The 26,864-nt window shown below is 64.4% G+C and carries 23 protein-coding genes; 16 read left to right on the forward strand and 7 right to left on the reverse strand.

What is annotated here, in order from left to right:
• Positions 1 to 19 precede the first annotated feature (19 nt).
• Positions 20 to 1,369 carry an MFS transporter gene (locus ACMGGG_RS12585; RefSeq protein ID WP_414155597.1) on the forward strand — a complete coding sequence of 450 codons (1,350 nt, stop codon included), beginning with the start codon at positions 20 to 22 and terminating at the stop codon, positions 1,367 to 1,369.
• A gap of 15 nt (positions 1,370 to 1,384) precedes the next feature.
• Here ACMGGG_RS12585 and ACMGGG_RS12590 read toward each other — a convergent pair whose 3' ends face one another.
• Positions 1,385 to 2,260 (reverse strand): LysR substrate-binding domain-containing protein, encoded by an 876-nt coding sequence (locus ACMGGG_RS12590; protein WP_125929716.1) that lies wholly within the window; start codon positions 2,258 to 2,260, stop codon positions 1,385 to 1,387.
• A gap of 292 nt (positions 2,261 to 2,552) precedes the next feature.
• Here ACMGGG_RS12590 and ACMGGG_RS12595 point away from each other — a divergent pair, with 292 nt between their 5' ends.
• The 6 genes from ACMGGG_RS12595 to ACMGGG_RS12620 all read left to right on the forward strand — a co-directional run bounded on the left by ACMGGG_RS12595 (position 2,553) and on the right by ACMGGG_RS12620 (position 10,953).
• On the forward strand, positions 2,553 to 3,722 hold the full coding sequence (locus ACMGGG_RS12595; RefSeq protein ID WP_414155598.1) for a porin: 1,170 nt from the start codon (positions 2,553 to 2,555) through the stop codon (positions 3,720 to 3,722).
• A gap of 47 nt (positions 3,723 to 3,769) precedes the next feature.
• On the forward strand, positions 3,770 to 4,708 hold the full coding sequence (locus ACMGGG_RS12600) for a LysR substrate-binding domain-containing protein (RefSeq protein ID WP_063545145.1): 939 nt from the start codon (positions 3,770 to 3,772) through the stop codon (positions 4,706 to 4,708).
• 521 nt (positions 4,709 to 5,229) lie between these two features.
• Positions 5,230 to 6,654, forward strand: a complete 1,425-nt coding sequence (gene aldA, locus ACMGGG_RS12605; protein WP_054895598.1) for an aldehyde dehydrogenase — start codon at positions 5,230 to 5,232, stop codon at positions 6,652 to 6,654.
• An 82-nt stretch (positions 6,655 to 6,736) separates the two neighbouring features.
• Positions 6,737 to 8,029, forward strand: a complete 1,293-nt coding sequence (locus ACMGGG_RS12610) for an MFS transporter (protein ID WP_054895599.1) — start codon at positions 6,737 to 6,739, stop codon at positions 8,027 to 8,029.
• Positions 8,026 to 9,243, forward strand: a complete 1,218-nt coding sequence (locus ACMGGG_RS12615) for a mandelate racemase/muconate lactonizing enzyme family protein (RefSeq protein ID WP_054895600.1) — start codon at positions 8,026 to 8,028, stop codon at positions 9,241 to 9,243. The genes ACMGGG_RS12610 and ACMGGG_RS12615 overlap by 4 nt, the downstream gene beginning before the upstream one ends.
• Positions 9,244 to 9,297: 54 nt before the next feature.
• Entirely contained in the window at positions 9,298 to 10,953 is a 1,656-nt protein-coding gene (locus ACMGGG_RS12620; protein WP_414155599.1) for a GMC family oxidoreductase, read from the forward strand.
• 100 nt (positions 10,954 to 11,053) lie between these two features.
• Here the strand turns inward: ACMGGG_RS12620 and ACMGGG_RS12625 are convergent, their stop codons facing one another.
• The 3 genes from ACMGGG_RS12625 to ACMGGG_RS12635 are packed head-to-tail and all read right to left on the reverse strand — an operon-like array spanning position 11,054 to position 14,649.
• Complete coding sequence (locus tag ACMGGG_RS12625) at positions 11,054 to 12,076, reverse strand: histone deacetylase family protein (RefSeq protein ID WP_414155600.1); 1,023 nt, start codon at positions 12,074 to 12,076, stop codon at positions 11,054 to 11,056.
• Positions 12,076 to 13,317, reverse strand: a complete 1,242-nt coding sequence (locus tag ACMGGG_RS12630; RefSeq protein ID WP_414155806.1) for a Zn-dependent hydrolase — start codon at positions 13,315 to 13,317, stop codon at positions 12,076 to 12,078. Before ACMGGG_RS12630 ends, ACMGGG_RS12625 begins: the two co-directional genes overlap by 1 nt.
• Positions 13,318 to 13,344: 27 nt before the next feature.
• Complete coding sequence (locus ACMGGG_RS12635; protein ID WP_054895603.1) at positions 13,345 to 14,649, reverse strand: MFS transporter; 1,305 nt, start codon at positions 14,647 to 14,649, stop codon at positions 13,345 to 13,347.
• A gap of 212 nt (positions 14,650 to 14,861) precedes the next feature.
• On the opposite strand from ACMGGG_RS12635, the gene ACMGGG_RS12640 reads away from it, so the two are divergent.
• Together ACMGGG_RS12640 and ACMGGG_RS12645 are read left to right on the forward strand one after the other, a co-directional pair.
• Complete coding sequence (locus ACMGGG_RS12640) at positions 14,862 to 15,773, forward strand: LysR family transcriptional regulator (RefSeq protein WP_054895604.1); 912 nt, start codon at positions 14,862 to 14,864, stop codon at positions 15,771 to 15,773.
• A gap of 216 nt (positions 15,774 to 15,989) precedes the next feature.
• Positions 15,990 to 16,925: a cyclase family protein gene (locus ACMGGG_RS12645; RefSeq protein WP_414155601.1), complete on the forward strand. Its 936-nt coding sequence runs from the start codon at positions 15,990 to 15,992 to the stop codon at positions 16,923 to 16,925.
• Positions 16,926 to 16,961: 36 nt separating this feature from the next.
• On the opposite strand, the gene ACMGGG_RS12650 is transcribed toward ACMGGG_RS12645, so the two are convergent.
• A complete protein-coding gene (locus ACMGGG_RS12650; RefSeq protein WP_054891435.1) occupies positions 16,962 to 17,855 on the reverse strand; it encodes a LysR family transcriptional regulator in 894 nt (297 codons plus the stop codon).
• A gap of 147 nt (positions 17,856 to 18,002) precedes the next feature.
• On the opposite strand from ACMGGG_RS12650, the gene ACMGGG_RS12655 reads away from it, so the two are divergent.
• The 4 genes from ACMGGG_RS12655 (at position 18,003) to ACMGGG_RS12670 (ending at position 23,169) form a co-directional block, all read left to right on the forward strand.
• A complete protein-coding gene (locus ACMGGG_RS12655) occupies positions 18,003 to 19,082 on the forward strand; it encodes a 4-oxalomesaconate tautomerase (RefSeq protein WP_082430640.1) in 1,080 nt (359 codons plus the stop codon).
• 56 nt (positions 19,083 to 19,138) lie between these two features.
• Positions 19,139 to 20,455: a C4-dicarboxylate transporter DctA gene (gene dctA / locus ACMGGG_RS12660; RefSeq protein ID WP_414155602.1), complete on the forward strand. Its 1,317-nt coding sequence runs from the start codon at positions 19,139 to 19,141 to the stop codon at positions 20,453 to 20,455.
• A 95-nt stretch (positions 20,456 to 20,550) separates the two neighbouring features.
• Positions 20,551 to 21,855: a CitMHS family transporter gene (locus ACMGGG_RS12665; protein WP_054891438.1), complete on the forward strand. Its 1,305-nt coding sequence runs from the start codon at positions 20,551 to 20,553 to the stop codon at positions 21,853 to 21,855.
• 60 nt (positions 21,856 to 21,915) lie between these two features.
• Positions 21,916 to 23,169: an OprD family porin gene (locus ACMGGG_RS12670; protein ID WP_414155603.1), complete on the forward strand. Its 1,254-nt coding sequence runs from the start codon at positions 21,916 to 21,918 to the stop codon at positions 23,167 to 23,169.
• A 30-nt stretch (positions 23,170 to 23,199) separates the two neighbouring features.
• Here the strand turns inward: ACMGGG_RS12670 and ACMGGG_RS12675 are convergent, their stop codons facing one another.
• Positions 23,200 to 23,646: an Rrf2 family transcriptional regulator gene (locus ACMGGG_RS12675; RefSeq protein ID WP_125929705.1), complete on the reverse strand. Its 447-nt coding sequence runs from the start codon at positions 23,644 to 23,646 to the stop codon at positions 23,200 to 23,202.
• 121 nt (positions 23,647 to 23,767) lie between these two features.
• Between ACMGGG_RS12675 and ACMGGG_RS12680 the strand changes: the two genes are divergently transcribed.
• A complete protein-coding gene (locus ACMGGG_RS12680; protein WP_125929704.1) occupies positions 23,768 to 24,655 on the forward strand; it encodes an NAD(P)/FAD-dependent oxidoreductase in 888 nt (295 codons plus the stop codon).
• Between the two features lie 21 nt (positions 24,656 to 24,676).
• Here ACMGGG_RS12680 and ACMGGG_RS12685 read toward each other — a convergent pair whose 3' ends face one another.
• Positions 24,677 to 25,132 carry a VOC family protein gene (locus ACMGGG_RS12685; RefSeq protein WP_054891441.1) on the reverse strand — a complete coding sequence of 152 codons (456 nt, stop codon included), beginning with the start codon at positions 25,130 to 25,132 and terminating at the stop codon, positions 24,677 to 24,679.
• Positions 25,133 to 25,313: 181 nt separating this feature from the next.
• Between ACMGGG_RS12685 and ACMGGG_RS12690 the strand changes: the two genes are divergently transcribed.
• Positions 25,314 to 25,718, forward strand: a complete 405-nt coding sequence (locus ACMGGG_RS12690; protein ID WP_414155604.1) for an ACT domain-containing protein — start codon at positions 25,314 to 25,316, stop codon at positions 25,716 to 25,718.
• 70 nt (positions 25,719 to 25,788) lie between these two features.
• Positions 25,789 to 26,766: a D-2-hydroxyacid dehydrogenase family protein gene (locus ACMGGG_RS12695; RefSeq protein ID WP_414155605.1), complete on the forward strand. Its 978-nt coding sequence runs from the start codon at positions 25,789 to 25,791 to the stop codon at positions 26,764 to 26,766.
• Positions 26,767 to 26,864: the final 98 nt, after the last annotated feature.

A 26,864-nucleotide genomic window follows, 5' to 3' on the forward strand; every position in this document is an offset into this window, starting at 1 on the left:
ATAACAACGAGGTGTCAACATGACGGGACAGACAATCAAGATCGACGACCTGCCGATCGGACGTTTTCATATCAAGATCGCCGGTCTGACCTTCGGCGCGCATTTCACCGACGGCTATATCCTCGGCCTGATCGGCATCGCCTTTACCCTGATCAATCCGCAGATGCAGTTGAGCCCTTTCTGGCAAGGACTGATCGGCGCCTCGGCGCTGCTCGGGCTGTTTCTGGGCAGCCTGTTCTTCGGCTGGATCTCCGACCGATTGGGGCGGCAGAAAATTTTCCTGATCAGTTTCGTGCTGATCACCCTCGCCTCGGTGATGCAGTTCTTCGTCGAGACGGCGACGCAACTGTTCCTCTGCAGGGTATTGATCGGCATCGGGCTTGGCGGCGACTTCAGCGTCGGCCACGCCATGCTCGCCGAGTTCTCGCCACGCAAGCACCGTGGCGTGCTGCTGGGCTCGTTCAGCGTGATCTGGACCTTCGGCTATGTCGCCGCGACCTTCGTCGGCACCGCCCTGCTGCCGCTGGGCGACGACGCCTGGCGCTGGATGCTGGCGTCCTCGGCCATTCCGGCAGCCATGATCCTCATCGCCCGCATCGGCACGCCGGAATCGCCACGCTGGCTGATGCACCAGGGCCGCGCCGAGGAAGCCCGGGCCATCGTGCGCAAGCACCTGGGTGCCAACGTGGTGCTCGACGACGAAATCGCCCGCCCCAGCCACAGCGGTTTCGCCGCGCTGTTCAGCCGTGAGTACCGCAAGCGCACAGCGTTCAACTGCCTGTTCTTCATCTGCATCGTCATGCCTTACTTCGCCATCTACACCTTCCTGCCGGCGATCCTGCAGAAGATGGGGCTGGCCGAAGGCTTCGGCACCGAGATGATGCTCAATGCCCTGCTGATCATCGGCGCGCTGCTGGGGATCTGGTGCACCATCAAGTTCAGCCGCCGAGGCTTTTTGATCAACAGCTTCCTGATCCTGGCGGCGGCGCTGTTCCTGCTGGTGCTGATGCCGAGCAGCATGGCCTGGGCGATGGTGGCGCTGTTCGGGCTGTTCACCCTGGTACTGTCGGCGGTGAGCAACCTGGTCGGGGTGTACCCCGCCGAGAGCTTCCCCACCGAAGTGCGCGCCAGCGGCATCGGCTTGGCCACCGCCGCAAGCCGGCTGGGATCGGCGATCAGTACCTTCCTGCTACCGGTGAGCGTGGCTGGGATCGGCCTGAACCCGACCATGGCGATCCTCGCCGGGATCCTGCTGTTCGGGGCGCTGGTGTCGATGGCCTGGGCACCGGAGACCAAGAGCCTGTCGTTGGCCGAGGCCTGTCGCGGCGAGGAGAACCCGGCGCCTGCGGGCAAGGTGGCGGCGGCCTGATCGGACGCCGCAATCTTAAGGATTGCTCACCACTGCCAGCCAATCGGCAAAGCGCTCCACCTTGGACAACCCGCGCTTGTCGCCCGGCACCTCCAGCCAGTAGCCATAAGGCCCGATCACCTCCACCGGGGTGATCGGCACAAGGCTGCCGCTGGCCAATTCGCGCTCGATCATCTGCCGGTCGATCACCGCCAGGCCGCCGCCGGCCAGCGCGGTATGGATCACTTGGTCCAGGGTGCTGAACTCGATACCGCTGTCGGCATCGACATCGCTGCGCCCGGTGGCCGCCAGCCAGTTCTCCCACACCCGCAGGCGGCGGCCTTCATGGAGAATGTGCAGCAGCGGGTGATCGCGCAGGCACGGCTCGCGGCCGTCCTGGAACAGCTCGGGGCTGGCCACGGCGATGTGCCGTTCCATCACCAGCAAACGGCGATTGCCCGTGCCCTCGCCTTCGCGGCTGAACAGGATGCGGCAATCGAGCTCGCCGGGGTGTTCGTCGTCACGCTGGCTGGTGACGCTGAGGCTGATGTCCGGGTAGCGCTGCATGAAACCGCGCAGGCGTGGCGACAGCCAGCGGGTGGCCCAGGTCGGTGGCGCGAGGATGCGCAGACGCTGGCGCAGATTGGGCACGCGCACCGCCTCCAGTGCCCGCTCGATGCGATCGAAGGCCTCGCCCAGGTGCGGGGCCAGGGCGTTGCCGGCGTCGGTCAGGGTCAAGCCGCGCGGCCCCCGAACGAACAGCACCACGCCCAGGTAATCCTCCAGCTGCTTGATCTGTCGGCTGATGGCGCCCTGGGTGACGTTCAGCGCATCGGCGGCGCGATTGAAGCTGCGGTGGCGGGCAACTTCCTCGAAGACCTTGAGCATGTTCAAAGGCGGCAGGGTGCGCATGGTGGGACTCTGCTGATCGTTGTTTTTGTAGGGCGATTCTACAGGCGTGCGACTGCCTGCAAACATGCGTTTTTCTCGGGTTACCGCTGCGTAATGCTCGTTTGTGCCGGGGCACGGGCGTTGGATAGGGTCGCCCCAATCGCGGGACAAGCCCGCTCCCACATGTACCGCGCCGTTCCTAAGCGCACCGCTGTATCTGTGGGAGGGGCGGTTCGCCGCTGCAACTTGCCCCGCGATTGGGCTGCACAGCGGCCCCAATAACGACAAGAAACCACCAAAGGTGCCTCCACCCATGCCCGCACTTCCGTTGCGTCACACCCTGCTTCCCGCCCTGCTGACCCTCAGCGCCGCCGCCCACGCCGTGCCGATCACCGAGAACCTCGACGTCGGCGGTGCGATCCGCGCACGCTTCGACCACGACCCCGACCGCAAGATCGACAAGGCCGGCCTGGACACCATCATGCTGCGCGCCAACTACGATTCGGACAGCTGGATCGGCGCCGTGCGCTACCGCTTCTATGGCAAGGCCTACCCCTACCAGTACACCGACAAAATCGGCGACATCCAGTTCGCCGAGTACGCCTGGGTCGGCTACAAGTTCGACGAGAACCGCCAGGTCCAGGTCGGCCTGAACAAGATCCCCTTCGGCCTGCAGCCGTACTTCGGCAGCACCTTCTACGAGACCCTCGGCAACGTGATCGGCCTGGAGGACGTCGAGGCGGTGGGCGCCAAGTACATCCACCAGCAAGGCGACTGGAACCTGCAACTGGGTCTCTACGGACGCCCCGCCTGGCCTGGCCGCGGCACCAGCAACGGCACCACCTACTCCAGCGTGGTGACCTCGGCCGACGACTATGTCGCCAACGGCAGCCGCAACCAGGAGCGCCAGATCGCCGTGGCGCGCCTGGCGCGCTCGTTCAAGCTCGGCGACTGGCAATCGGAGGCCGGCATCTCGGGCCTGACCTCGCGCCTGGAAAACCGCGACACCCACGACGACGGCCGGCGCAATGTGATCGGCGTGCACTACCTGGGCAAGAACGGCCCCTGGGGCGTGCAGATGCTTGCCGCGCGCCAGCAGATGTCGCCACGCAACCCGGACAACAGCGAGCGAGTGACCTTCGGTGGCTACGACGGCACCTACAACGTTGCCAGTCGCGGTAACCTGTACGTCGGCGACCTCAGCTACAGCGTGCCCGGCACCTTTCTCGGCGACTGGGTCAGCGGGGTCACGCTGTATGGCAACTACAGCCGCTTCGACAAGTCCGCCAGCGGCTTCGACAGCTCCGAACGCTTCATCCTCGGCACCTCGTTCTCGGTGCGCAGCTTCTACATCGCGGTGGAGTGGCTCAACGGACGCAACGACCCGTACATCGGCGGCAGCAGCTACACCGAAAGCCTCGCCCAGGGCGGCACCGACCATTGGGAGAACCAGCTGTACATGAACATCGGCTATTACTTCTGAAACCCCGGGCCGCTGTGCGGCCCCACTCCCACCAGGAGACCCGGCGAGTGAAACGCAAGATCCCGGCACTCAACGCCCTCAAAGCCTTCGAGGTGGCCGGCAGCACCGGCAGCTTCACCCGCGCCGCCGAACTGCTCAATGTCACCCAGAGCGCGGTCAGCCGCCAGGTGCGTCAGCTTGAAGAGCAGCTTGGCGAATCGCTGTTGCAGCGCCGCCACCATCACCTGCAGCTCACCGACGCCGGGCGTACGCTGCTCAATGCACTGCAGCAATCGTTCGACCGCATCGAGCTCACCGTACGCGGCATCCAGCAACGCCAGCACCCCACGCGCATCCGCCTCAACGCCCCGCCAACCTTTGCCAGCCGCTGGCTGCTGCCGCGCCTTGGGCGCCTGCGTGAGGCGTGTCCGGGCCTGGAGGTGACGCTGACGACCCAGCTGCAGGACAACCTCGCGGAAATCGCCACGCTCGACTGCGCGATCCGTTTCGGCAATGGCGAATGGGACGGCCTGGACAGTTCGCTGCTGATGCACGAACGGCACATCGCGGTGTGCTCGCCCTCGCTGCTGGCACAGCAGGAGGAGCGCCGGGTCGACCTGCACCACATGACCTTGCTGCATGTCCTGGCCCGCGAGGACCAACGCTTCCTGACCTGGCGCCATTGGCTGGACGCCGCCAGGATCCAGGGCGTGGACCTGCGTGGCGGCTATGAATTCGACCTGCTGGACATGGCCATCCGCGCCGCCATCGACGGGTTGGGCATCACCATCGCCGACCGGCAGATGGTCGCCAGGGAGCTGGCTGCCGGGCAACTGGTGCAGGTGCTGGACGTGCAGGTCGACGGCCACCAGTCGTACTGGTTCGTGACCCGACCGGACCAGCAACTGCCCGCGCATGTGGAGCAGTTTCGCGAGTGGCTGATGCAGGAAGTGTGGCTGGCCGAGCGCAACCTGGGTGGGCCATCGGAGGTGGCGGTCTGCGAATAGGCGCCGCCGCCATCGCGGGGCAAGTCGCGGCGCCGAACCGCCTACAACAGCCCCGCAACTTCTGAATACTGCTCCAGTTACCTGTTGAGCAACTGTCTTGCTCAAAAATCTGAGGCCTGCCCAATCCCTGTGGGATCGCGTTTACCCGCGAAAAGAACACCGCGGAGCATGGCACCGGCTACGCCGGTGATCGCGGGACAAGCCCGCTCCCACAGGGATCGGGCTGGCCTTGGATTTTTGAGCAAGACCGGTGCCCACAGGTACCGCGCCGATTTCAGAGTCGTTGGGGTACCCGCAGGAGTGGCGGTTCGGCGCCCCGCATGCCCGCGAAGCAGTCCCCACTACCGCTCAAGTAACATGCGTTTTAAGCACATTACCCCCACGCATTAATCGTTTGTTCCCCGTCCCTGCCTGCGACAAATTGTTCGCCATAACCCACAAGAAAAACCGCTACGCCAGCGCCGCCCCGTGCCCGCTCGCCAGCCCTTGTGGGCCCGTTCACCCCGCAAGCGGACAATTTCATGCGTACAGAGCACAACTTCATCGACGGTCGCTTCGTCGTCGCCCCCGAGCAACCCGCCCTGAGCGTGTTCGACCCGGCCACCGACGTACAGGTCGGCAGCGTCAGCGCCGCCAGCCCTGCCCAGGCGATCCAGGCCGTCGAAGCCGCCAGCCGCGCCCAGCGCAGCTGGGCTGCCCTGCCCTCGATCGAGCGTGCCCAGCACCTGCGCCGCCTGGCCGATGCCCTCGAAGCCTGCGCCGACGACATCGGTGCAGCGCTGGCCTGCGAATCCGGCAAGGCCCCCGGCGAAGCCCGCAACGAGGCGCTGTACGCCGCCGAGATCACCCGTTACCACGCCGAATGGGCACGCCGCATCGAAGGCGAAGTGATCCCCAGCGACACCCGCGACGAAACCCTCCTGCTCAAGCGCGAAGCCATCGGCGTGGTCGCCTGCCTGATCCCGTTCAACTACCCGGTCTACACCTTGCTGCGCAAGGTTGCCCCGGCGCTGATCGCCGGTAACACCGTCGTCGTGCGCCCAAGCAACAACACCCCGCTGTCGGCCTTCGCCATCGCCCGCGCCGTGCAACAGGCACAACTGCCCGACGGAGTAATCAACATCCTGGCCATGCAGCACGATGTCGCCGCCACCCTCTGCACCCAGCCGGCGGTCGGCATGATCACCCTCACCGGCAGCGTGCGCGCCGGGCGCACGGTGCTCGAATACTGCAAGGCCAACATCGCCAAGCCCTCGCTGGAGCTGGGCGGCAAGACCCCGGCCATCATCGAGGCCGATGCCGACCTGGAGGCCGCTGCCGCCGCCATCGTCGCCTCCAAGACCACCCACTGCGGCCAACTGTGCACCGCCATCGAGCGCGTCTATGTGCAGGCCAGCGTGCACCAGCGCTTCCTTGACCTGCTGCGCGACAAGTTCGCCGCCGTGCGCATCGGCAATCGCGCCGAGGATGCCGCCTGCATGGGCCCGCTGATCAGTGCAGGCTCGCGCGAGGAGATCCACGCCAAGGTGCAGCGCGCCGTGGCGGCCGGGGCCCGTATCGAAGCCGGCGGCTACCTGCCCGAGGGCCCAGGCAATTTCTACCCCGCGACCCTGCTCAGCGCTTGCCGCCAGGACATGGAAATCGTCCAGGAAGAGACCTTCGGCCCGGTGCTGCCGGTACTGGCCTACGACACCCTCGACGAGGCCCTGGCCATGGCCAACGACCACCAGTTCGGGCTGTCGTCGGTGCTCTACAGCGAGAACTACCGCAGCGCCATGAAGCTGGCCAACGCCATCGAGGCTGGCGAGCTGTACGTCAACCGCACACCTGCCGATCCGTACCAGGGCTACCACGCCGGCTGGAAACGCTCGGGGTTGGGCGGCGATGACGGCAAGCACGGCATGCTCGAATTCACCCAGACCCGCCTGGTGGTCCTCAAGTACTGACCCGCGCAGGGCACGCTGCCTGCGTGCCCTGCTCCACTGCCCGGCGACAACCCCGACGACAGATCCGCCCACGAGAACAACAATGAAAAAAACAATAAACCCCGAGGCGCTCAGCGTGCCCAGCACTTCTGCCAACTTCTCACGCTACCTGCAACTGGCCCTGCTGGTGCTGGCCGCTGGCGCCATCTACCCGATGCTGTACCTGCGCCAGGTGTACCAGAGCACCATGCTTGAGGCGCTGTCGATCAGCAACAGCGAGCTGGGCTATCTGTACTCGATCCTCGGCACCGCCTTCCTGGTCAGCTACCTGCCCAGCGGCTGGCTCGCCGACCGCATTTCACCGCGTTTCCTGATCAGCTTCTCGCTGGTCGGCACCGGCCTGCTCGGCGTCTGGTACGCCCAGTTGCCAGGCTTCGAAGCACTGCTGGCGATCTTCTGCGGCTTTGGCATCACCACCGGCCTGACCTTCTGGGCCTCGCTGATCAAGCGGGTCAAGATGATCGCGGGTGAAAGCGAACAAGGCCGCTTCTTCGGTGTGCTCGATGGCGGCCGTGGCCTGGTCGAGGCGCTGCTGGCGACCATCGCCATCGCCCTGTTCGCCCAGGTCGCCGACAGTGCCGGTGGCAGCGCCGTGGGCCTGACCCGGGTCATCCACTTCTATGCCGCCTGCTGCGTGATCCTGGGCCTGGCGCTGATGCTGGTGCGCGACCCGCAGGTCAAGAGCAGCGCCCAGCAGGCCCGCGAAAAGGCCAACCTGCTGCACGACCTGCGCACCCTGATGGCGATCCCGGAGCTGTGGCTGGTCACTGCCATCGTGTTCTGCGGCTACCACTTCTTCTGGGCCACCTACAGCTTCTCGGCCTACCTGCAGGAGGGTGGCTTCGGACTCAGCGCCACCGCCGCCGGCCTGATCACCACCATCAAGCTGTGGATGCGCCCGCTGGGCGGCATCGGCGGCGGCTGGTTGGGTGACCGCTTCTCCAAGACCGGCGTACTGGCCTGGGCCATGGTCCTCGCCGCCGTCGGCATGATCGGCCTGATCGTGCTGCCGAGCCTGCGGGTGCTGGGCGTGCTGGTGTTCCTGGTGATCTTCATCGGCCTGATGACCTACGCCATCCGCGGCCTGTACTGGGCCATCCTCGACGACTGCCAGGTGCCGCTGCGGGTCACGGGCCTGGCGATCGGCATCATCTCCCTGGTCGGCTACTCGCCTGACGTGTTCCTGCCCCTGCTCAACGGCTGGATCATCGATCACTTCCCAGGCTTCCTCGGCTACCAGATCTACTTCTCCTACGTCGTGGTGATGGGCCTGCTCGGCGTCGTCGCCACCCTCATCCTGAACAAACGCATCAAGTCCAAGGCGGGCAAAGCATGAAGATCGTATCCCTGCAAACCCACGTGGTGGCCGTGCCACCGCCGCATGTCGGCGGCATGTATTGGCTGTTCGTCACCCTCAAGACCGACTGCGGTATCGAGGGCGTCGGCGAGATCTACGCCGCGACCTTCCATCCGCGCGCCATGGTGCCGGTCATCGAGGATGTGTTCGAGCGCTACCTGCTCGACCAGGACCCGCACCATATCGAGCGCTTCTTCCGCCGCGCCTACTCCAGCGGTTTCACCCAGCGCCCGGACCTGACCATGATGGGCGTGGTCAGCGGCCTGGAAATGGCCTGCTGGGACATCATCGGCAAGGCCGCGAACAAGCCGGTCTACGAGCTGCTCGGCGGCCAGGTGCACGAGCGCCTGCGCTCCTACACCTACCTCTACCCCGTCAACGCCCAGGGCGAGTACGACTACAGCGACCCGGACCTGGCCGCCGAGTGCGCCGTGCAGAACATGCAACTGGGCTTCACCGCACTGAAGTTCGACCCGGCCGGCCCCTACACCGCGTTCTCCGGCCATCAGCTGTCGCTGGAGGTGCTGGAGCGCTGCGAAACCTTCTGCAAGCGCATCCGTGAAGCGGTGGGCAACCGTTGCGATCTGCTGTTCGGCACCCACGGGCAGATGGTGCCGTCGTCGGCGATCCGCCTGGCCAAGCGCCTGGAAAAATACGATCCGCTGTGGTTCGAAGAGCCGATCCCTCCGGGCCAGGAAGAAGCCATGGCCCAGGTCGCGGCCAAGACCAGCATTCCGATTGCCACCGGCGAGCGCCTGACCACCAAGTACGAGTTCTTCAAGCTGCTGCAGGCGGGCGGTGCGTCGATCCTGCAAATGAACGTCGGGCGCTGCGGCGGCCTGCTCGAAGGCAAGAAGATCGCCAGCATGGCCGAGGCCTACTACGCGCAGATCGCCCCGCACCTCTACAACGGCCCGATCGGCGCGGCGGCGAGCTTCCAGCTGGCGGCCTGCACGCCGAATTTCCTGATCCAGGAAAGCATCGGCACCTGGGATGGCTTCCACGCCGAAATCCTCAAGAAGCCCCTGCAATGGGAGGACGGCTACATCATCCCTTCTCGCGAGCCGGGCCTCGGGGTCGAGCTGGACATGGACGTGGTACGCCGTCACTCGGGCTACCAAGGCGAGCGCCTGCACCTGCAGATGGCGCCGCATCCGGTCGACGTCAAGGACGTCTCGCCGGCCAAAGGTTGAGCGTCAAGCCGCCCCGACCTCGGGGCGGCCCTCTATTCACAGGGTTAGCGATACATGAACGATTTTGACTACATCATCGCCGGCGCAGGCTCGGCTGGCTGCATCCTCGCCGCGCGCCTGAGCGAGTCGGGGCGCCACAGCGTGCTGCTGCTCGAAGCCGGCGGCAAGGACAGCTCGCCATGGTTCAAGCTGCCGGTGGGCTTCGCCAAGCTCTACTACAACCCCACCTTCAACTGGATGTACTACACCCAGCCCCAGGCCCATCTGGCCGGGCGCAACCTGTATGCGCCGCGCGGCAAGGTGCAAGGGGGTTCCGGTTCGATCAACGCGATGATCTACGTACGCGGCCAGGCTCATGATTTCGATGACTGGGCCGCCAATGGCGCCAAGGGCTGGTCGTTCAAGGACGTGCTGCCGTATTTTCGCAAGCTCGAATCGCACCCGGCCGGGGCCAGCGAATACCACGGTGCCAGCGGGCCGATCGGCATCACCCCGATGAAGGGCCAGGCCCATCCGATCTGCGATGTGTTTCTCGAAGGCTGCGAGCAACTGGGCTACCCGCGCAGCGAAGACTTCAACGGCAAGCACTTCGAAGGCGCCGGCATCTACGACGTCAACGTGCGTGACGGCCAACGCAGCTCCAGCAGCTTCGCCTACCTGCACCCGGCGCTGGGGCGCCCGAACCTGCACATCGAGCATCACGCCTTGGTCGAACAGGTGTTGCTCGAGGGCAAGCGCGCGGTCGGCGTCCGCATTTCGCAGAACGGCGTAGCGCGCGAGTTTCGTGCCCGCCGCGAGGTAATCCTGGCGGCAGGTGCGGTGGACACGCCCAAGATCCTGCAACTGTCCGGCATCGGTGACCGCGCCCTGCTCGGCCGGCACGGCATCGACACCCGCCACCACCTGCCGGCCGTGGGCAAGAACCTGCAGGACCACCTGTGCGTGAGCTACTACTACAAGGCCAATATCCCGACCCTGAACGATGTGTTCGGCTCGCTGTTGGGCAAGCTCAGGCTCGGCCTGCAATACCTGCTGACCCGCAAGGGGCCGCTGGCGCTGAGCGTCAACCAGTCCGGCGGGTTCTTCCGCAGCGATGCCCAACAGGCGCACCCGAACCTGCAGCTGTACTTCAACCCGCTGTCGTACCAGATTCCCAAGAACAACAAGGCCAGTTTGCAGCCGGAGCCTTACTCGGGCTTCCTGCTGTGCTTCAACCCCTGCCGACCGACCAGCCGCGGCGAAGTTCGCATCGCCTCGCGCGATCCGCGTGAGCCTGCGCTGATCGATCCGAACTACCTGAGCACGCAGAAAGACATCGACGAGGCCATCCAGGGCAGCCGTCTGATGCGCTCGATCATGCAGGCCCCGGCGCTGCGCGCGATCACGGTCGAGGAAGTGCTGCCGGGCCCGGCGGTGGACGACGACGCGAGCATGCTGCAGTACTTTCGCGAGAACTGCGGATCGATCTATCACCTGTGCGGCAGTTGCGCGATGGGCAACGACCCGTCGACCAGCGTGGTGGATGCGCGATTGGCAGTGCATGGGCTGGAGGGGCTGCGCATCGTCGATGCCTCGGTATTCCCCAATGTGACCTCAGGCAATACCAACGCGGCAGTGATGATGGTGGCGGAGAAAGGTGCAGACCTGATTCTCGAATCGGCCGAGCAAATGGCCCCGACCATGGCCGAGACTCAACGCCGCTCGGCCTGAGCGGTACCGGCCAATCGGGCGAGCTGCACAGCAGCTTGCCCGGTTTTGGCGAGCAAAAAAGCGACTTTACGCGGCAAAACAATCCATTTGGATGTCAATCTCAGCGCCAGTCACTCGTTTGAGCGAAGAACGCCTGGGCATTCGCTTCCAGGCTCTGCAGGTGATAGCCGCCCTCCTGCACGATCAGGCACGGCAGCCCCAGCTCGCGAATCCGCTCGCCGAGGGTGGCGAAGCCCTGGGTAGTGACCGCCACCTTGCTCTGCGGGTCGAGTTCGTAGATATCGAAGCCGAGCGACAGCACCAGCACCTCGGCATCGAAATCCTTCACCGCATCCAGGGCAATGCCCAGTTGCGCCATGAAATCCCCTTCGCTCGCGCCATGGGCCATCGGCAAGTTCAGGTTGTAACCCTCGCCCTCACCCGTGCCGCGCTCGTCGGCAAAGCCGGCCACGCCCGGGTAGAAGTTTGTGGGATCACCGTGCACCGAGACATACAGCACATCGTTGCGCGCGTAGAAGATCTCCTGGATGCCCTGGCCGTGGTGCATGTCGGTGTCCAGCACTGCGACCTTGTGGTAGCGCTCGCGCAATACCTGGGCGGCGACGGCCGCATTGTTGAGGTAGCAGAAACCGCCTGCAGCCTCGAAGCGTGCGTGGTGCCCTGGCGGTCGGCACAGCGCGTAGGCCGCACGCTCACCGTCGAGAATCGCCCGTGCCCCGGCAACCGCACTCTGCGCCGACCAGTAGGCCGAGCGCCAGGTCTGCTCGCCCACCGGGCAACTGCCATCGGCCAGGTAGCGCGCGGCCTGGGCCAGGATGCCGCGCAAGGCGTTGGGTTCGCGCACGAAGATGTTCGACATCACTTCATCGCCCCAATCCTCGGGCACTTCTTTCCAGCGCGCGTGAGCCTCCTGAAGGAAGGCCAGGTAGGCCTCGCCATGCACCGCAACGAGCGGCGCCAGGCCGGCATCCTGCGGTTGGCGGATGTCCATGTCCAGGTCGCGAGCCGCTTGCAGTAGGCGCTGAGCACGCTCAGGGACTTCCTGGGGGGTGCGCATGGCACCACGGGAGTAGTAGCTGCGCGGATGGTGCAGCAGTTGTTCGGGGTGGAAATAGCAGCGCATCAGGCCTCTCCTGGTTCGACACGGCCGGCACGGGCCAGCACGGCGTTGAGCAATACATCGGCGCCGTTACGGGCGTCGTCGGGCAGCACGTCTTCGGCTTCGTTGTGGCTAAGGCCGCCTACGCAAGGGATGAAGATCATGGCTGTCGGGCAGTAGCGCGCCAGCAGAATCGCATCGTGCCCGGCGCCACTGACGATCCGCTGCTGGGTATGGCCGAGGGCATCGACCGCGTGCTGCACCGTCGCCACACACTCGGCGTCGAACGGGGTGGCCGGGCTGACCCAGTGCCGCGTGACGCTCACCTGCAGCCCGCGCTGGGCGGCGACAGCCTGCAGCAACTCTCCCAGGCCACGTTCCATGGCCTCGATGGCTTCGTCGCGGTGATGGCGCAGGTCGACGGTAAAGCGCACCACGCCCGGGATCGTGTTGCGCGACGCTTTGGCGATGGACAGTTCGCCCACCGTGGTCAGCCCTTCGGGGGCGAAGTCGGCCGCCAGTTGCTCCACCGCCTGGATCATCCGCGCAGCGCCATACAACGCATCCTTGCGCAGAGCCATCGGCGTGGTGCCCGCGTGGGCGGCCATGCCCTGGACCGTGACGTCGAGCCAGCGAATCGCCTGACCGCCCGTCACCACGCCAATGCTCTTGGCATTGTCTTCCAGGATCGGCCCCTGCTCGATGTGCGCCTCGAAATAGGCGTCCACCGGCCCGCCCAATGGCCGCTCACCGGCATAGCCAGTGGACGCCAGCGCCTCGGCAACGCTGATGCCATCGGCATCGAGGATCGCCAGGGCCTGCTGCAGGTCGAGCACGCCAGTGAACACCGCCGAGCCGAACATCGCCGGGGTGAAGCGTGCGCCCTCCTCGTTGGTCCACACAGCGATTTCCAGGGGTTTGCGGGTCTGGATGCCGAGGTCGTTCAAGCGGCGCATCACCTCCAGGCCCGCCAGCACGCCGTACACACCATCGAAGCGCCCACCTTCAGGCTGGGTGTCCAGGTGGCTGCCCATCATCACGGGCGCGGCCTGCGGGTCGAGGCCGGGGCGCCGGGCGAACAGGTTGCCGATGGCATCCACCGACAGGCTCAAGCCAGCCTCGCGGCACCAACCGGCGAACAGCTCGCGGCCGGCCTTGTCATCCTCGCTCAAGGCCAGGCGGCAACTGCCACCACGGGCGGTAGCGCCGACCTCGGCCATGGCCATCAGGCTCGCCCACAGGCGCTCGCCATTGCTTTTCAACATCATGGGTCCTCCAGTCGAATCGGGATTTCAGGCCAGCTCGAGGCGCTGGCTGTGGGCATACTGGCGGGCCAGGGCCAGTACACAGACCAGCGAAATGCTGGCGATCAAGGTGTAGAACAGCGCCATCGGCCACCAGTGGCCGCTGAACTGATGGGCAAGCCAGGTGCCGATCAATGGCGTCAGGCCACCAGCGATAGCGCCGCACACCTGGTAGGCCAGGGAAATCGCGGTGTAGCGCACCCGCGTCGGGAACATGCCGCTGACGAAGCCGGCAATCACCGCGTAGAACGACGCCATGCAAGCCGCCGCCAGGGCGATACCGAGCACGATCAGCGGCCCCTGCCCGGAGCTGACCAGCACGAACATCGGGTAGGGCGAAGCCATCGCCAGCAGCGCCATCAGGGCAAGGAAGCGGGTGGCGCCGAGCTTCTCCGACAGCCAGGCCGCAACCGGCTGCACACAGAACTGGATGATCGCCACGAAGAACAGGCATTCGAGGATCAGCGCGCGCTCCAGGTGCAGCTGCTGGGTGGTGTAGCTGATCATGAAGGTGTTGGTGAAGTAGACGCCGGCGATACCCAGCGTATTGGCACCGATGCACAGCAACAGCGGACGCCAGGCGGTACGCAGCACCTCCAGCACCGGCGCCTGCTCCTTGCGCTGGGCCTTGAGCGCCTGCTCGCGGCTGGCGATGAATTCCGGCGACTCGTTGACCCCCAGGCGAATCGCCAGGCCCACCAGCAGCAGCAACGCACTGGCCAGGAACGGCAGGCGCCAGCCCCAGCTCATCAGGTCTTCTTCCGGAAGGCGGGTGACGGCGCCAAAGGCCAGCAGCGAGAGGATCAAGCCGGCCGGGCTGCCCAGCTGGGCGAACGATGCGAAAAAGGTACGTCGGCCCTTGGGCGCATGCTCGCCCGCCATCAACACCGCCCCGCCCCACTCGCCACCCACGGCGATGCCCTGGACGATACGCAGCAGGATCAGCAGCACCGGTGCGGTGGCGCCGATCTGTGCGTAGGTCGGCAGCAGGCCGATACCGATGGTGACGACGCCCATCATCAGCAGGGTGATGACCAGGGATTTCTTGCGCCCGATGCGGTCACCCACATGGCCGAACACGATGCCGCCCAATGGCCGGGCGAAAAAGCCCACGGCGAAGGTGCCGAAGGCCGCCATGGTGCTGAACAGGCTGTTGTCGGAAGGAAAGAACAAGGCACCGAACACCAGGGCGGCGGCAGTAGCGTAGATGTAGAAGTCGTACCATTCGATCATGGTGCCGATGAACGCGGCGGCCGCGGCCCGGCGTGGCTGGGGCGAAGCGGAAGGCTGCATGGGGGTGGCTCCTTTGCTTGTTGTTCTGGCAGGAGTTGAGGGTCACGGTGGCGCTCTTTGGCGCTTGGTCTTGCTGCAGGGGTGGCCGTTTCACGGTCAAGCCCGCTTTTACTGGCCCCTGCATGCCCTTGATTTATCGGCCTGGGGCTATGATTAGTCAATTTTCTATTTATTATTCGAATTATTAGACGCACTTATAATTCGAGCCCATCATGTCCGACCGCCTGCTCAACGACCGCCTCGACTGGAACCTGCTGCGCACCTTCCGCGTGATCGGCCAGGAACTCTCCATCAGCCGCGCAGCCGCTCGCCTGCACCTTACGCAACCTGCCGTGAGCCAGGCGCTCAAGCGCCTGGAAGAACAACTCGGCCGCCAGCTCATCGCCCGCCGCGGCCCACGCTTCGTGCTTACCGAAACGGGCGAGCAACTGTTCCAGCTGGCAGGCGAGGTGTATGGGCAGATGTCGCAGATCGGTGGGCTGCTGGAGCAGCCTGCTGACGAAGTGGTGGGCAAGGTGCGCCTGCTGATGATCAGCCGTATCGTCAGTGAGCGCTTCGACGACTTTCTCGCCGACTTTCATCGCCAGCACCCACGGGTGGAGTTGGAAATCGACGTCATGCGCAGCTCCGACATCGTCGCCGCCCTGCAGGAAAAGACCGCCACCGCAGGCCTGAGCCTCAACCGCCGTGCTCAACCGCGCCTGGAGCAACGCCTGTTCCTGCGCCAGCGCTATGCCTTCTTCTGCGGCAAGCACCATGCGCTGTTCGGCGCCCAGGAAGGCGACCTGCAACGGGAGAATTTCGTCAGTTTCACCAGCGACCAGATTGGCGGCATGCTCTCGCCATTGACCATCTTCCGCGACCAGCAAGGGTTTTCCGGCAGGATCGTCGCGTCCTCCCCGAGCCTTGAAGAAGTGCGTCGGCTGGTGATCGCAGGGTTCGGTATAGGATGCCTGCCCGAGCATGTGGTGGCCGCCGATGTGCAGGCCGGGCTGCTATGGAAGCTGGCGCCGCATGAAGGGATTGCCGATGTGGATATCCACCTGCTGTGGAACCGCGAGCAGCGCTTGAGTCGGGCAGAGGGGGTGTTTATCGAGGCGTTGCAGCGGTGTCTGGAGGTGTGATTGTCGAGTGTTCTCAGGTAGCTGGACACCGTGATGGCAGGAGCAAGGGCCTCATCCAACAATCTAAAAGCCAGCTCAATCCCTGTGGGAGCGGGCTTGTCCCGCGATGGCCCCCCTGTTGCCCCACAGACAAAAGTGATTGTCCCGACCGCTACTTTTTCCCAGACCGCCCGCTGCCGAGAATCTCCCGACTGCATTTCACACCTCGGAGATTCCATGAAAGCGTTCAAACCCCTGCTCCTGGCCACCGCACTGGCCGCCACTGCGCACAGTGCACTGGCCGCCGACTGGCAAGCCTCGCCTTATGGCGCCCAGGATGAAATCGGCGCGGCCAACCTGCTCACCCCCGACGTGGTCAAGCAGGCCGCCGAGTTGATCAAGACCGGCAAGACCTACCCCCTTGCCGTGCCGGTGAGCAAGGACCTGCCAGCCTTTCGCCACCGCAGCTTCCACCTCTACAACATCCAGCCCGGCGAACAGGCCGGCCAGACCCTCGGTCGCAACAAGTTCACCTTCAACGATGAACTGGTCAACGGCTGGACCGGCGTCGGCACCCAGCTCAACGGCATCGGCCATATCGGCATCGACAACGTCTACTACAACGGCAACAAGGCCGCCGATTTCGTCACGGTCGAAGGCGTGACGAAGCTTGGGATCGAAAAGGTACCGCCGATGGTGACCCGCGGCGTGGTGCTGGACATGACCGCACACTACGGCCAGGCCATCGTTCCCGGCGGCACCGCGTTCACCGTCGCCGACATCCAGGCCGTGCTGAAAAAGCAGCACATCACCCTGCGCAAAGGCGATGTGGTGCTGTTCAACACCGGTTGGCTGGAATTGATCGGCAAGGATAACGCACAGTTTCTCGCCACCGAGCCCGGCATCGACCTGCCGGCTGCGCAATGGCTGGCCGACCAGGGCATCGTCGCCTTCGGCGGTGATACCTGGGCCTCGGAGGTGTATCCGAACCCCACGGGCGACGAGTTCCCGGTCAACCAGTTCATGCTGGCCAAGCGCGGGATCTACAACCTCGAGCTGATCGACACTCGGGCGCTGGTCAAGGACAAGGCCTTCGAGTTCATGTTCGTGCTTGGCCAGCCGCTCTACAAAGGTTCGACCCAGGTGAACATCAACCCGGTGGCGATTCGCTGACCGAGGCGCAACAGCCCGCCCTGTCTACAGGGCGGCTCACACGTTCGGCCACTGCTCCAGCAGGATCGAGACGAATTTCTCCGCCGCTGGCGACAATGAAGCGCCGCGGCGATACACAAGGCCCAGCGTGCGGGTCACCTCGGGCTCGATCAGCGGCACGCTGACCAGGGTCGGGTGATCCGCCGCCGGCATCGCCAGGCTCGGCATCGCCGACACCCCCAACCCGGCCTCGACCATGCCCAGCGAGGTCGACAGATGCTGTACTTCGTAGAACCACTTTGGCCGCAGCCCCAATCCCGACAGCGCGTGGTCGAGCAGCATGCGGTTGCCGCTGAGCCGCCCTACCCCGATCAGCCGGTGCTCGGCCAGTTCCGTCCAGCTCACCGACACGCGCCCAGCCAGCACATGGTCGCGCCGACAGGCCAGCACGAACTGCTCCTGCACCAGTGGAACGAACTCGATGTCCGGGTGCTGCCCGCTCATCATGTTGATCCCGAAATCGGCCTCGCCACGCAGCACCGCCTCGAGGCCATCGTTGGCACTGAGGTCGAGCAGGCGAATACGAATCTTGGGGTACTGTTCGTTGTAGAGGCGAATGACCGAGGGCAGGAAGTAGAACGCTGCGGTAGGGATGCAGGCCAAAGTTACCTGCCCGGTCTGGCGCTCGGCCAGCTCGCGAATGCTCAGGATCGAATCCTCGAAATCGTCCAGCAGGCGCCGGGCCTTGGGTAGAAAGTCACGCCCGACACTGGTCAGTCCGACGCGCCGCGTGGTGCGTTCGAGCAGGGGTGTCCCAAGGCCGTCCTCAAGCTTCTTGATGCGGCGGCTCAAGGCTGGCTGCGACAAGTGCAAAACCTCTGCAGCCTCATGGAAACTGCCCAGTTCGGCGATTTTCACGAAAGATCGTATGTCTTGAAGCTCATATTCCATGCTGATTCTCTTTCAGACACTGGCCGACAATTTATTTGTATAACGCAATAATAGCGACGATATTTGCATTTGATTGATTTATCCACCCCTGTCACTCTTGTCCCATACACATCAATGATGTCCATTGATCAACAAGAGCTAGACTTCATGCAACGAATTCCTTGTGTGCTGATGCGCGGCGGGACCTCCAAAGGCCCCTTCTTCCATGCCTGGGACTTGCCGTCCAATATCGTCGAGCGCGACGAGATGCTGATCGCCCTGATGGGCTCGGGCCATGAACTGGAAATCGACGGCATTGGCGGCGGCAGCCCGCAGACCAGTAAGGTTGCGATCATCAGCCCCTCACTGCACCCCGATGCCGATGTCGATTATCTGTTCGTGCAGGTGATGGTCGCCGAGCGCCGTGTCGATACCGCGCCCAACTGCGGCAACATGCTTTGCGCGGTCGGCCCCTTCGCCATCGAACAAGGGCTGGTCAAGGGCAACGACGGCCAGACACTGGTCCGCATCCGCAACCTCAATACCGGCACATTCGTCAACTCTCTGGTACAGACGCCTGGCGGGATCGTGCGCTACGAGGGCCGTACCGCCATCGACGGCGTTCCTGGGACCGCGGCCCCTGTGCACCTGACATTCCTCGATGCCGTCGGCAGCAAGACCGGCAGCCTGTTCCCCACTGGCCAGTCCCAGCAGGTGATCGATGGCGTACCGGTCACCTGTATCGACATGGCCATGCCGATGATGATCGTCGACGCCCGTCACCTGGGGCTTGAGGGCAGCGAGAGCCCGGCTCAACTGGACGCCGATGCAAAGCTGCTCAAACGCCTCGAAGCCCTGCGGCTGAAGGCCGGCCGGGCCATGGGCCTGGGAGATGTAAGCAACATGGTGATCCCGAAGCCGGTCGTGGTATCCGCACCACGCTTCGATGGCACTCTGCAGGTTCGCTACTTCATGCCGCACAGCTGCCACCGGGCGCTGGCGATCACCGGTGCGATCGGACTGGCCACTGCCTGTGTCAGCCCCGGCACAGTGATCGGCGACCTGCTCGGTGAACAGGCCCTGACCCTGCGTGAGGTACGTCTGGAGCATCCAAGCGGGGCCATCGACATCGCCCTGTCGCGCTCCGGTGCCGATGGCCAGACACTGCAAGCCTCGGTGGTACGCACCGCACGCCGATTGTTCTCGGGGTTCGTCTACGCACCGTCCACGCGGCGACTCGCGGGCTAAGCCCGATCCAGCTCCATCCAGCGCATCCGCACAACTTCAATAATGGGTGATGCCTTATGAAACTCATGAAATCGCTGTACTTTCAGATTCTCTGCGCCGTCCTGCTAGGCGTGGTGGTCGGTCACTTCTGGGGGCAACAGGCCGTTGCGCTCAAGCCGCTGGGCGATGCCTTCATCAAGCTGATCAAGATGATGATCGCGCCCGTGGTGTTCTGCACCATCGTCACCGGCATCGCCGGCATGACCGACCGCCGTTCGCTGGGTCGGTTGATGAGCAAGACCTTGTTGCTGTTCCTGGTGTTGACCGTGGTCAGCCTGATCATCGGCCTGGTCGCGGTGTACCTGTTCCGTCCAGGCGTGGGCATGAACATCGACCCAGCAACGCTCAGTACTGCGGGCCTGAGCCAATACACCACCTCCGCCGCCAAACTGGGCGTGGTGGACTTCTTCATGCATATCATCCCCGAGACCTTCATCGGTGCCTTCGACAAAGGCGAAGTACTGCCGGTGCTGTTCATCGCCGTGCTCTGCGGTTTCGCCCTCTCAGCCATGGGCGAATCCGCAAGGCCGGTGCTGGAGGTGCTGGAGTCCGCGTCGCAGATGGTGTTCCGCATCTTTGGCTACCTGATGCGCTTCGCCCCGATCGGAGCCTTCGGCGCACTGGCCTTCACCGTCGGCCAGTACGGCATCACCTCGCTCGGTGCCTTGGCCAAGCTGATCGGCACCTTGTACATCGCCTGCGCCTTCTTCGTCATAGTGGTGCTGGGCGGCATCTGCCGGGCGCATGGCTTCAGCCTGTGGAAGCTGCTGCGCTACCTGCGCGAAGAGTTCCTGGTGGTGTTGGGGACCTCGTCCACAGAGCCGGTGCTGCCACGCATGCTGGAAAAGCTCCAGGCTCTGGGCTGCAAGAAAGGCGTGGTGGGCCTGGTGCTACCGACCGGCTACTCGTTCAACCTCGACGGCACCGCGATCTACCTGTCGCTGGCCGCGGTGTTCATCGCCCAGGCCTGCAACATCGACCTGAGCCTCGGCCAGATCCTGACCATGCTGGCGATCATGCTGCTGTCGTCCAAAGGGGCTGCAGGTGTTACCGGCAGCGGCTTCGTCGCCTTGGCTTCGACCCTTACGGTCATCCACGACATCCCGCTGGCCGGCCTTGCACTGCTGATCGGTATCGACCGTTTCATGTCCGAGGCGCGAGCCCTCACCAGCCTGGCGAGCAACGCGGTGGCCACCGTAGTCATTTCGTTGTCGGAGAACGCCTGCGACCGGGAAACGCTCATGCGCACCCTGGCCAGCGGCAAAGCCGACACCCCGGCCGAGCAGGCCTGGCAGCCTACCCAGGCTGCAACCCCACCCCATCGTACTCACTGACATTCACCTCACTTGATCCCCCGCCTCGGGCGGGGGCTGGCGGACGCCTGCGCGCCAGGCGACCATGACGACAATAAAAACAAGAGAAACGACCCATGCTTGCACTCCTTGGCCTGGTCATGGTGGTGACCTTCACCTACCTGATCATGAGCAAACGCCTGTCACCGATCGTCGCACTCACCGTGGTGCCGATCGTCTTCGCGATCATCGGCGGCTTCGCCCCGGACCTGGGCAAGATGATGCTCGACGGTCTGAAAATGGTCGCACCATCGGCCGCCCTGTTACTGTTCGCCATCCTGTTCTTCGGCCTGATGATCGATGCCGGCCTGTTCGATCCGCTGATTCGCAAGATCCTCAAGCGGGTCAATGGTGACCCGATCAAGATCGCCATCGGCACCGCGCTGCTGTCGTTGCTGGTGGCCCTCGACGGCGACGGCACCACCACCTACATGATCACCTGCGCGGCGATGCTGCCGCTTTACAAGCGCATCGGCATGAACCCGATGATCCTCGCCACCATTTCCATGCTGTCGCTGAGCATCATGAGCGGCATGAGCCCCTGGGGTGGCCCGGCGACCCGCGCCATCGCCGCACTTGGCCTGGATGCGACCGAATACTTCATCCCGATGCTGCCGACGGTGATCGGAGGTGCCGCCTGGGTGGTATTCACCGCGTTCCTGCTCGGTCGTGCCGAACGCCGACGCATCGGCAACGTGGCGCTGGAGTCCGGGGGCGGCAACTGCTACATCAAGGAGATCCTCGGCGATAACCCGCACAAGCGCCCACGCCTGGCCTACGTCAACCTGGTGCTGGTCATCATCGTGATGAGCGCCCTGGTCATGGGCCTGATGCACGCCGCGATCCTGTTCATGATTGGCTTCGTCGCCGCACTGATGATCAACTACCCGCAACTCGAGGTGCAGAAAGCACGCATCCTCGCCCATTCCGGCAACGCCATGACCGTGGTGCTGCTGGTGTTCGCAGCGGGCATCTTCGCCGGTATCTTCTCCGGCACCAAGATGGTCGATGCGCTGGCCCAGACGTTGGTGGACTGGATCCCGGAGGCCTGGAGCCACTGGTTCCCGCTGGTGGTGGCGCTGACCAGCATGCCGCTGACCTTCGTGCTCTCCAACGACGCCTACTACTTCGGTGTGGTGCCGATCCTGGCCAACGCTGCGGCAGCCTACGGCATCGATCCGGTGGAGATTGCCCGGGCCTCGGTACTCGGCCAACCGGTGCACCTGATGAGCCCACTGGTGGCTTCGACCCTGCTGCTGGTGGGCATGGTCGACCGCGACATCGGCGACTTCCAGAAGGCCACGGTGAAATGGGCGGTGCTGACCTCACTGGTGATCACCGCACTGGCGCTGCTCACCGGCGCCCTGTCGTTCTTCGTCTGAACCACTGCGCGGCGCCCACTGGCGCCCGCCTTCTGCGCGTCCCACATTAGAGTACCGATCATGTCTCGAATCGTTCTGCGAGGGGCCGGCTGTGCCCTGCTCTGCGGTTGCATGCCTGTTGTCGACGCTGCCGGTTTCATCGACGACAGCACACTGAAGCTGCAACTGCGCAACGTCTACTTCAACGAGAATTTCCGTGACGAACAGGGCATGAGCAGCCGCGCCGCCGCCAACGCCAAAAGCGAGCGAGTGGAATGGGCGCAAGGCTTTCTGCTCGATTATCAATCCGGCTATACCCCGGGTGTCCTGGGGCTTGGCATCGACGCATCGGGCCTGCTTGGCGTGCGCCTGGACTCAGGCCCCGGACGCAGTGGCACCGGCTTGCTGCCGGTACACGACGACGGCCACGCCGCCGAAGAATTCGCCAGCGCCGGCGTCACTGCCAAGGCACGCCTGGGCAAGACAGTCGTCAAGCACGGCACACTGCTGCCCAAGACACCCGTACTGGTCTACAACGACGCCCGCCTGCTGCCGCAGACCTACCAGGGCAGCCAACTGGTCAGCAACGACTTCGACAACCTCACCCTCACGTTCGGGCATCTGGATCGCTTCAAGCAGCGCGACTCATCGAACAGCACCGGGCTGTTTGTGGACGGCTACAGCGGTCGTGAATCCGGCGATTTCAGCTACGGCGGCGCCGACTACGCGGTCAGCAAGCAACTGCGCCTGAGTTATTTCCACGGTGAGTTGAGCGACTTCTACCGCCAGGACTTCGCCGGCATCCAGCATGACCTACCGCTGGCCGGTGGCACGCTTGCCAGCGACCTGCGCTATTTCAGGAGTCGCGACGAGGGCGCGGCCCAGGCCGGACGCATCGACAACCACATGCTCAGCGGGCAACTGACCTACAGCCACAGTGGCCATGCCTTCGGCACCGGCTACCAGGTGCTGCGCGGCGACGCCGGCCTGCCCTACATCAGCGGCGCGACCGTGTATTCGTTCAGCAACGTCGGTATCGGAAAATTCATCGAGGAAGACGAGAAGACCTGGATGGCCAGCTATGCCTACAACTTCGCTGCCGCAGGGGTGCCGGGACTGACCTTCATGACCCGCTACCTGAGTGGCGACAACCAGCGCTCAGGCGAAGACGGGTTGCGCGAATGGGAACGCGACGCGGAACTGGCCTACGTTGTGCAATCCGGACCGTTCAAGGGGCTGGGCGCCAAGCTGCGCAACTACGTGTACCGCTCGGATTTCGCCCGTGGCCGCGATAGCAATCGGCTCTACCTGACCTACGATATCGTGCTTTGGTGACCGGTGCCGGTATTGATCGATACCGGCAAATCACGCTTTGGCCAAGGGCACACGGCCCTGGTAACGCCGTTCGAAATCTTCTGCCAACTGCGCCAGGGTCACGCTCCCCAGGCGCTCGAGCAGCAGCGCCTGTGCTGCATCGAAGGCGTCGGTCAGCGCGGCGTTCACTGCCTGTTCGACCAGGCATTGCGGGTGATCGGTCGCAAGACCAATGGCGAACAACGTCGAAGCCCCGAGTGCTTCGTGTATATCCAGCAGGGTGATCTGTTCCAGCGGGCGGGCCAATGTCCACCCGCCGCGGTGGCCCTTTTCGGACTGCACATAGCCCTGCTTTCTCAAAAGCCCCATGGTGCGCCGCACCACCACCGGGTTGGTGCCAAGCATCTGCGCGAGGGTTTCGGACGTCGCAGGCTGTTCGTGCCGCGCCATGTGAATCAGCACATGGAGCATGCGGGACAGGCGGGTGTCGTTTCTCATGGGAGGGCAATCGTCGAGGGAGGTGCGCGCAGTATCACCCGACACAACAAAAGTTACGAGAAACTTGACGCGCTCATTCACGCAACTTACGTTGTGTCGAGACTTTCACGGAGAACCTCCCATGCAATTCGATGTGATCATCGTTGGCGGCAGCTACGCCGGTATCTCGGCCGGCCTGCAACTGGCGCGGGCACGCCGCAAGGTCCTGGTGATCGATGCCGGGCAGCGGCGTAACCGCTTCGCCCGCAACGCCCACGGCTTCCTCGCTCAGGACGGCACCGACCCCGCCCTCATCGCCCGTCAGGCACGCGAGCAGTTGCTTGCCTACCCGACCGTCGAGTGGCTAGCACAAGCAGCCGTCGAGGCCAGCAAGGCTGACCAAGGCTTCGCGGTCACCTGCGCCGATGGCCAGACCTTCACCGGTGCGCGGTTGATATTGGCCACCGGTGTGGTCGATGAACTGCCGGATGTGCCCGGTCTGCAGGAGCGCTGGGGCCGCAGCGTGGTGCATTGCCCGTACTGTCATGGGTATGAAATGGGCGGTGCGGCGATTGGCGTTCTGGCCGCCTCACCCCTGGCCATCCACCACGCATTGCTGGTCCCCGACTGGGGGCCGACCACCTTGTTCCTCAATCAGGTCTTCGAGCCCGATGCCGAACAGCAGGCGCTGCTCGACAAGCGCGGTGTGGTGGTCGAGCGCGAGGCGGTGATAGCGGTGGGCGGCGAGCACGCCGAGGTGAGATTGGCCAGCGGCCGGGTGATCGCCCTGGCGGGCCTGTTCACCCAGCCACACACGCGTATCGCCAGCCCGCTGGCGCAGCAGTTGGGTTGCGCCCTCGAGGCGGGACCGACCGGCGACTTCATCAAGGTCGATGCCTTGCGCGAAACCAGCGTGCCGGGTGTGTTCGCCTGCGGCGATGCGGCAGTGGCCGCAGGGAACGTGGCGATTGCGGTAGGTGACGGCGCCCGTACTGGCGGTGCAGCCCATCAGTCGCTGATCTTCCGTTGATCGATCGAGGTCGATGCCAGGTCAGGCAAACACCTCTTCGATAAAGCGCTCCAGCCCCTCGGCCTCGAGGATCTCGATCGAAAAGTGCCCGAACTGCTTGGGCAGCCAGATGATCCGCCCGCCTCCCGGTGCTTGCAGGTCATTTCGGGCCAGCGGGTTGCCATTTTCGTCCTCGGGCTGAACACCTTGCGCCATCAGCTGGTCGTACACCACCTCGATGTCCGGGGTCGAATAGCAATGGCGGTAGATGGTGCCCTCGCCCTGGGTCTCGAGTAGCGTCTTGAGATTGCCTGCCAGCGGCTGGACCAGCATGAAACGCTCCGCCCCCATCAGCACCACGGCGTAGTGCACATGCAGGCCGCCGCGCTCCCAGACCTGGGTTTTCGAGATCCGCGCACCGAGTATCCGTGCGTAATACGCACACGCGGCCTCGAGGTCGCTCACCAGTACATCGACATGACTGAATTTCAGATCCATTGCTTCACTCGCTTTGCGGGGGAACAGTCTGGCACCAAAGGGGGATCAATCTTCCACAGCCCGCAAGCCTGCGTCCATCGTTGTCTACATAAGCCAGGCTAATCGGCTATCAGCAACATTCGCTCTACTGATCGGTACCGGACAGGCACACTGGCAAACTTTTCAGACACAGAGCTCCCCCATGTCAGGCGAAAAATCCATCACCGCGCTGCTGCGCGGCATGAGCCCCAAACTCAACCCCGGCGAATACGTGTTCTGCACCGTGGCCGACAGCGCAGCTTTGCAGGGCAGCGAAGTGCTCGGCAGCTTCCGCGAGCAGGAAGGTCTGACCGCAATCCTCGACCGTTCACGCGCCGATGCGCTGGGCCTGGAGTACAGCTTCGTCGCGGCCTGGATCACCCTGACCATTCACTCCGCGCTCGATGCCGTCGGCCTCACTGCGGCCTTCGCCAGCGCACTTGGGGAAGCGGGCATCAGTTGCAACGTGATCGCCGCCTATTATCACGACCATATCTTTGTCGCCAGTGACGACGCTGCACAGGCGATGGCCGTACTCCAGGCGCTATCGCGCGGTGGCGATACCTGAAGAGGGCTCGTGCACCGCTGGCGAATTCGGCTATCGTCTGATCTCTCCAGACCCGCTCGGACCGCCGCACATGCACATTGTCATCCCCGACGACTACCAGAATGTGATCAGCACGCTCGACTGCTTCGCCCGCCTGGGCAAGCACCAGGTCACTGTGCTCCACCAACTGCAACCGGCCACCGAGGACCAGCTCGTCGAGCGATTCGCCGATGCCGACGCGCTCGTGCTCACCCGCGAACGCACGCGCATCGACGCGGCGCTGCTCGACCGGTTGCCCAAGCTCAAGCTGATCAGCCAGACCGGCAAGGTATCCAGCCACCTGGACCTGGCTGCCTGCACCGCACGCGGCGTTGTCGTGACCGAAGGCCGCGGCTCGCCGGTAGCGCCGGCTGAGTTGGCCTGGACGCTGATCCTCAACGCCCGCCGTCAGTTAGTGCCGGCCATCGATGCCTTCAGGCAAGGGCGCTGGCAGGTCAACCTGGGGCAGGCCCTGGCGGGGCAGACCTTGGGGATCTGGGGATACGGCAAGATCGGCCAACGCCTGGCGCGTTACGCCCAGGCCTTCGACATGCCGGTGCTGGTGTGGGGCAGCGAGAGCAGCCGCGCAGCTGCCCAGGCCCATGGCCACCGGGCTGCAGCTTCGCGCGAGGCGTTCTTCGCCGAAGCCGACATTGTCAGCCTCAACCTGCGCCTGTCCGACAGCACTCGCCACCTCGTGACCGGCGAAGACCTGGCACACATGAAGCCCGATGCCCTGCTGGTGAACGTCAGCCGCGCCGAGCTGATCGCCCCCGGTGCCCTGCTCGCGGCACTGAACAATGGACGCCCGGGCTTTGCTGCCCTGGATGTGTACGAGAGCGAACCGCTGCTCGACCCTGCCCACCCCTTGCTCCAGCACCCGCGCGCACTGTGCACGCCGCACCTGGGGTATGTGGAGAAGGCGGGTTACGAGCTGTACTTCGGTGATGCTTTCGATAATGTGCTGGCGTTTTTCGAGGGTGCGCCGATGAACGTGGCCAATCCGGATGCGCTGGGGCGCGGCCGCTGAGTACAGCCTCGACTTGCCGTAAGCGCCGCGATAAAGGGCTAATTCCTACAGCGGACTACTCCGCGTCTGACAGAGAGCAATGGCCACAGGGAAATACC

Source organism: Pseudomonas sp. BNK-44-b (assembly GCF_047456245.1).
Lineage (GTDB): Bacteria > Pseudomonadota > Gammaproteobacteria > Pseudomonadales > Pseudomonadaceae > Aquipseudomonas > Aquipseudomonas machongensis.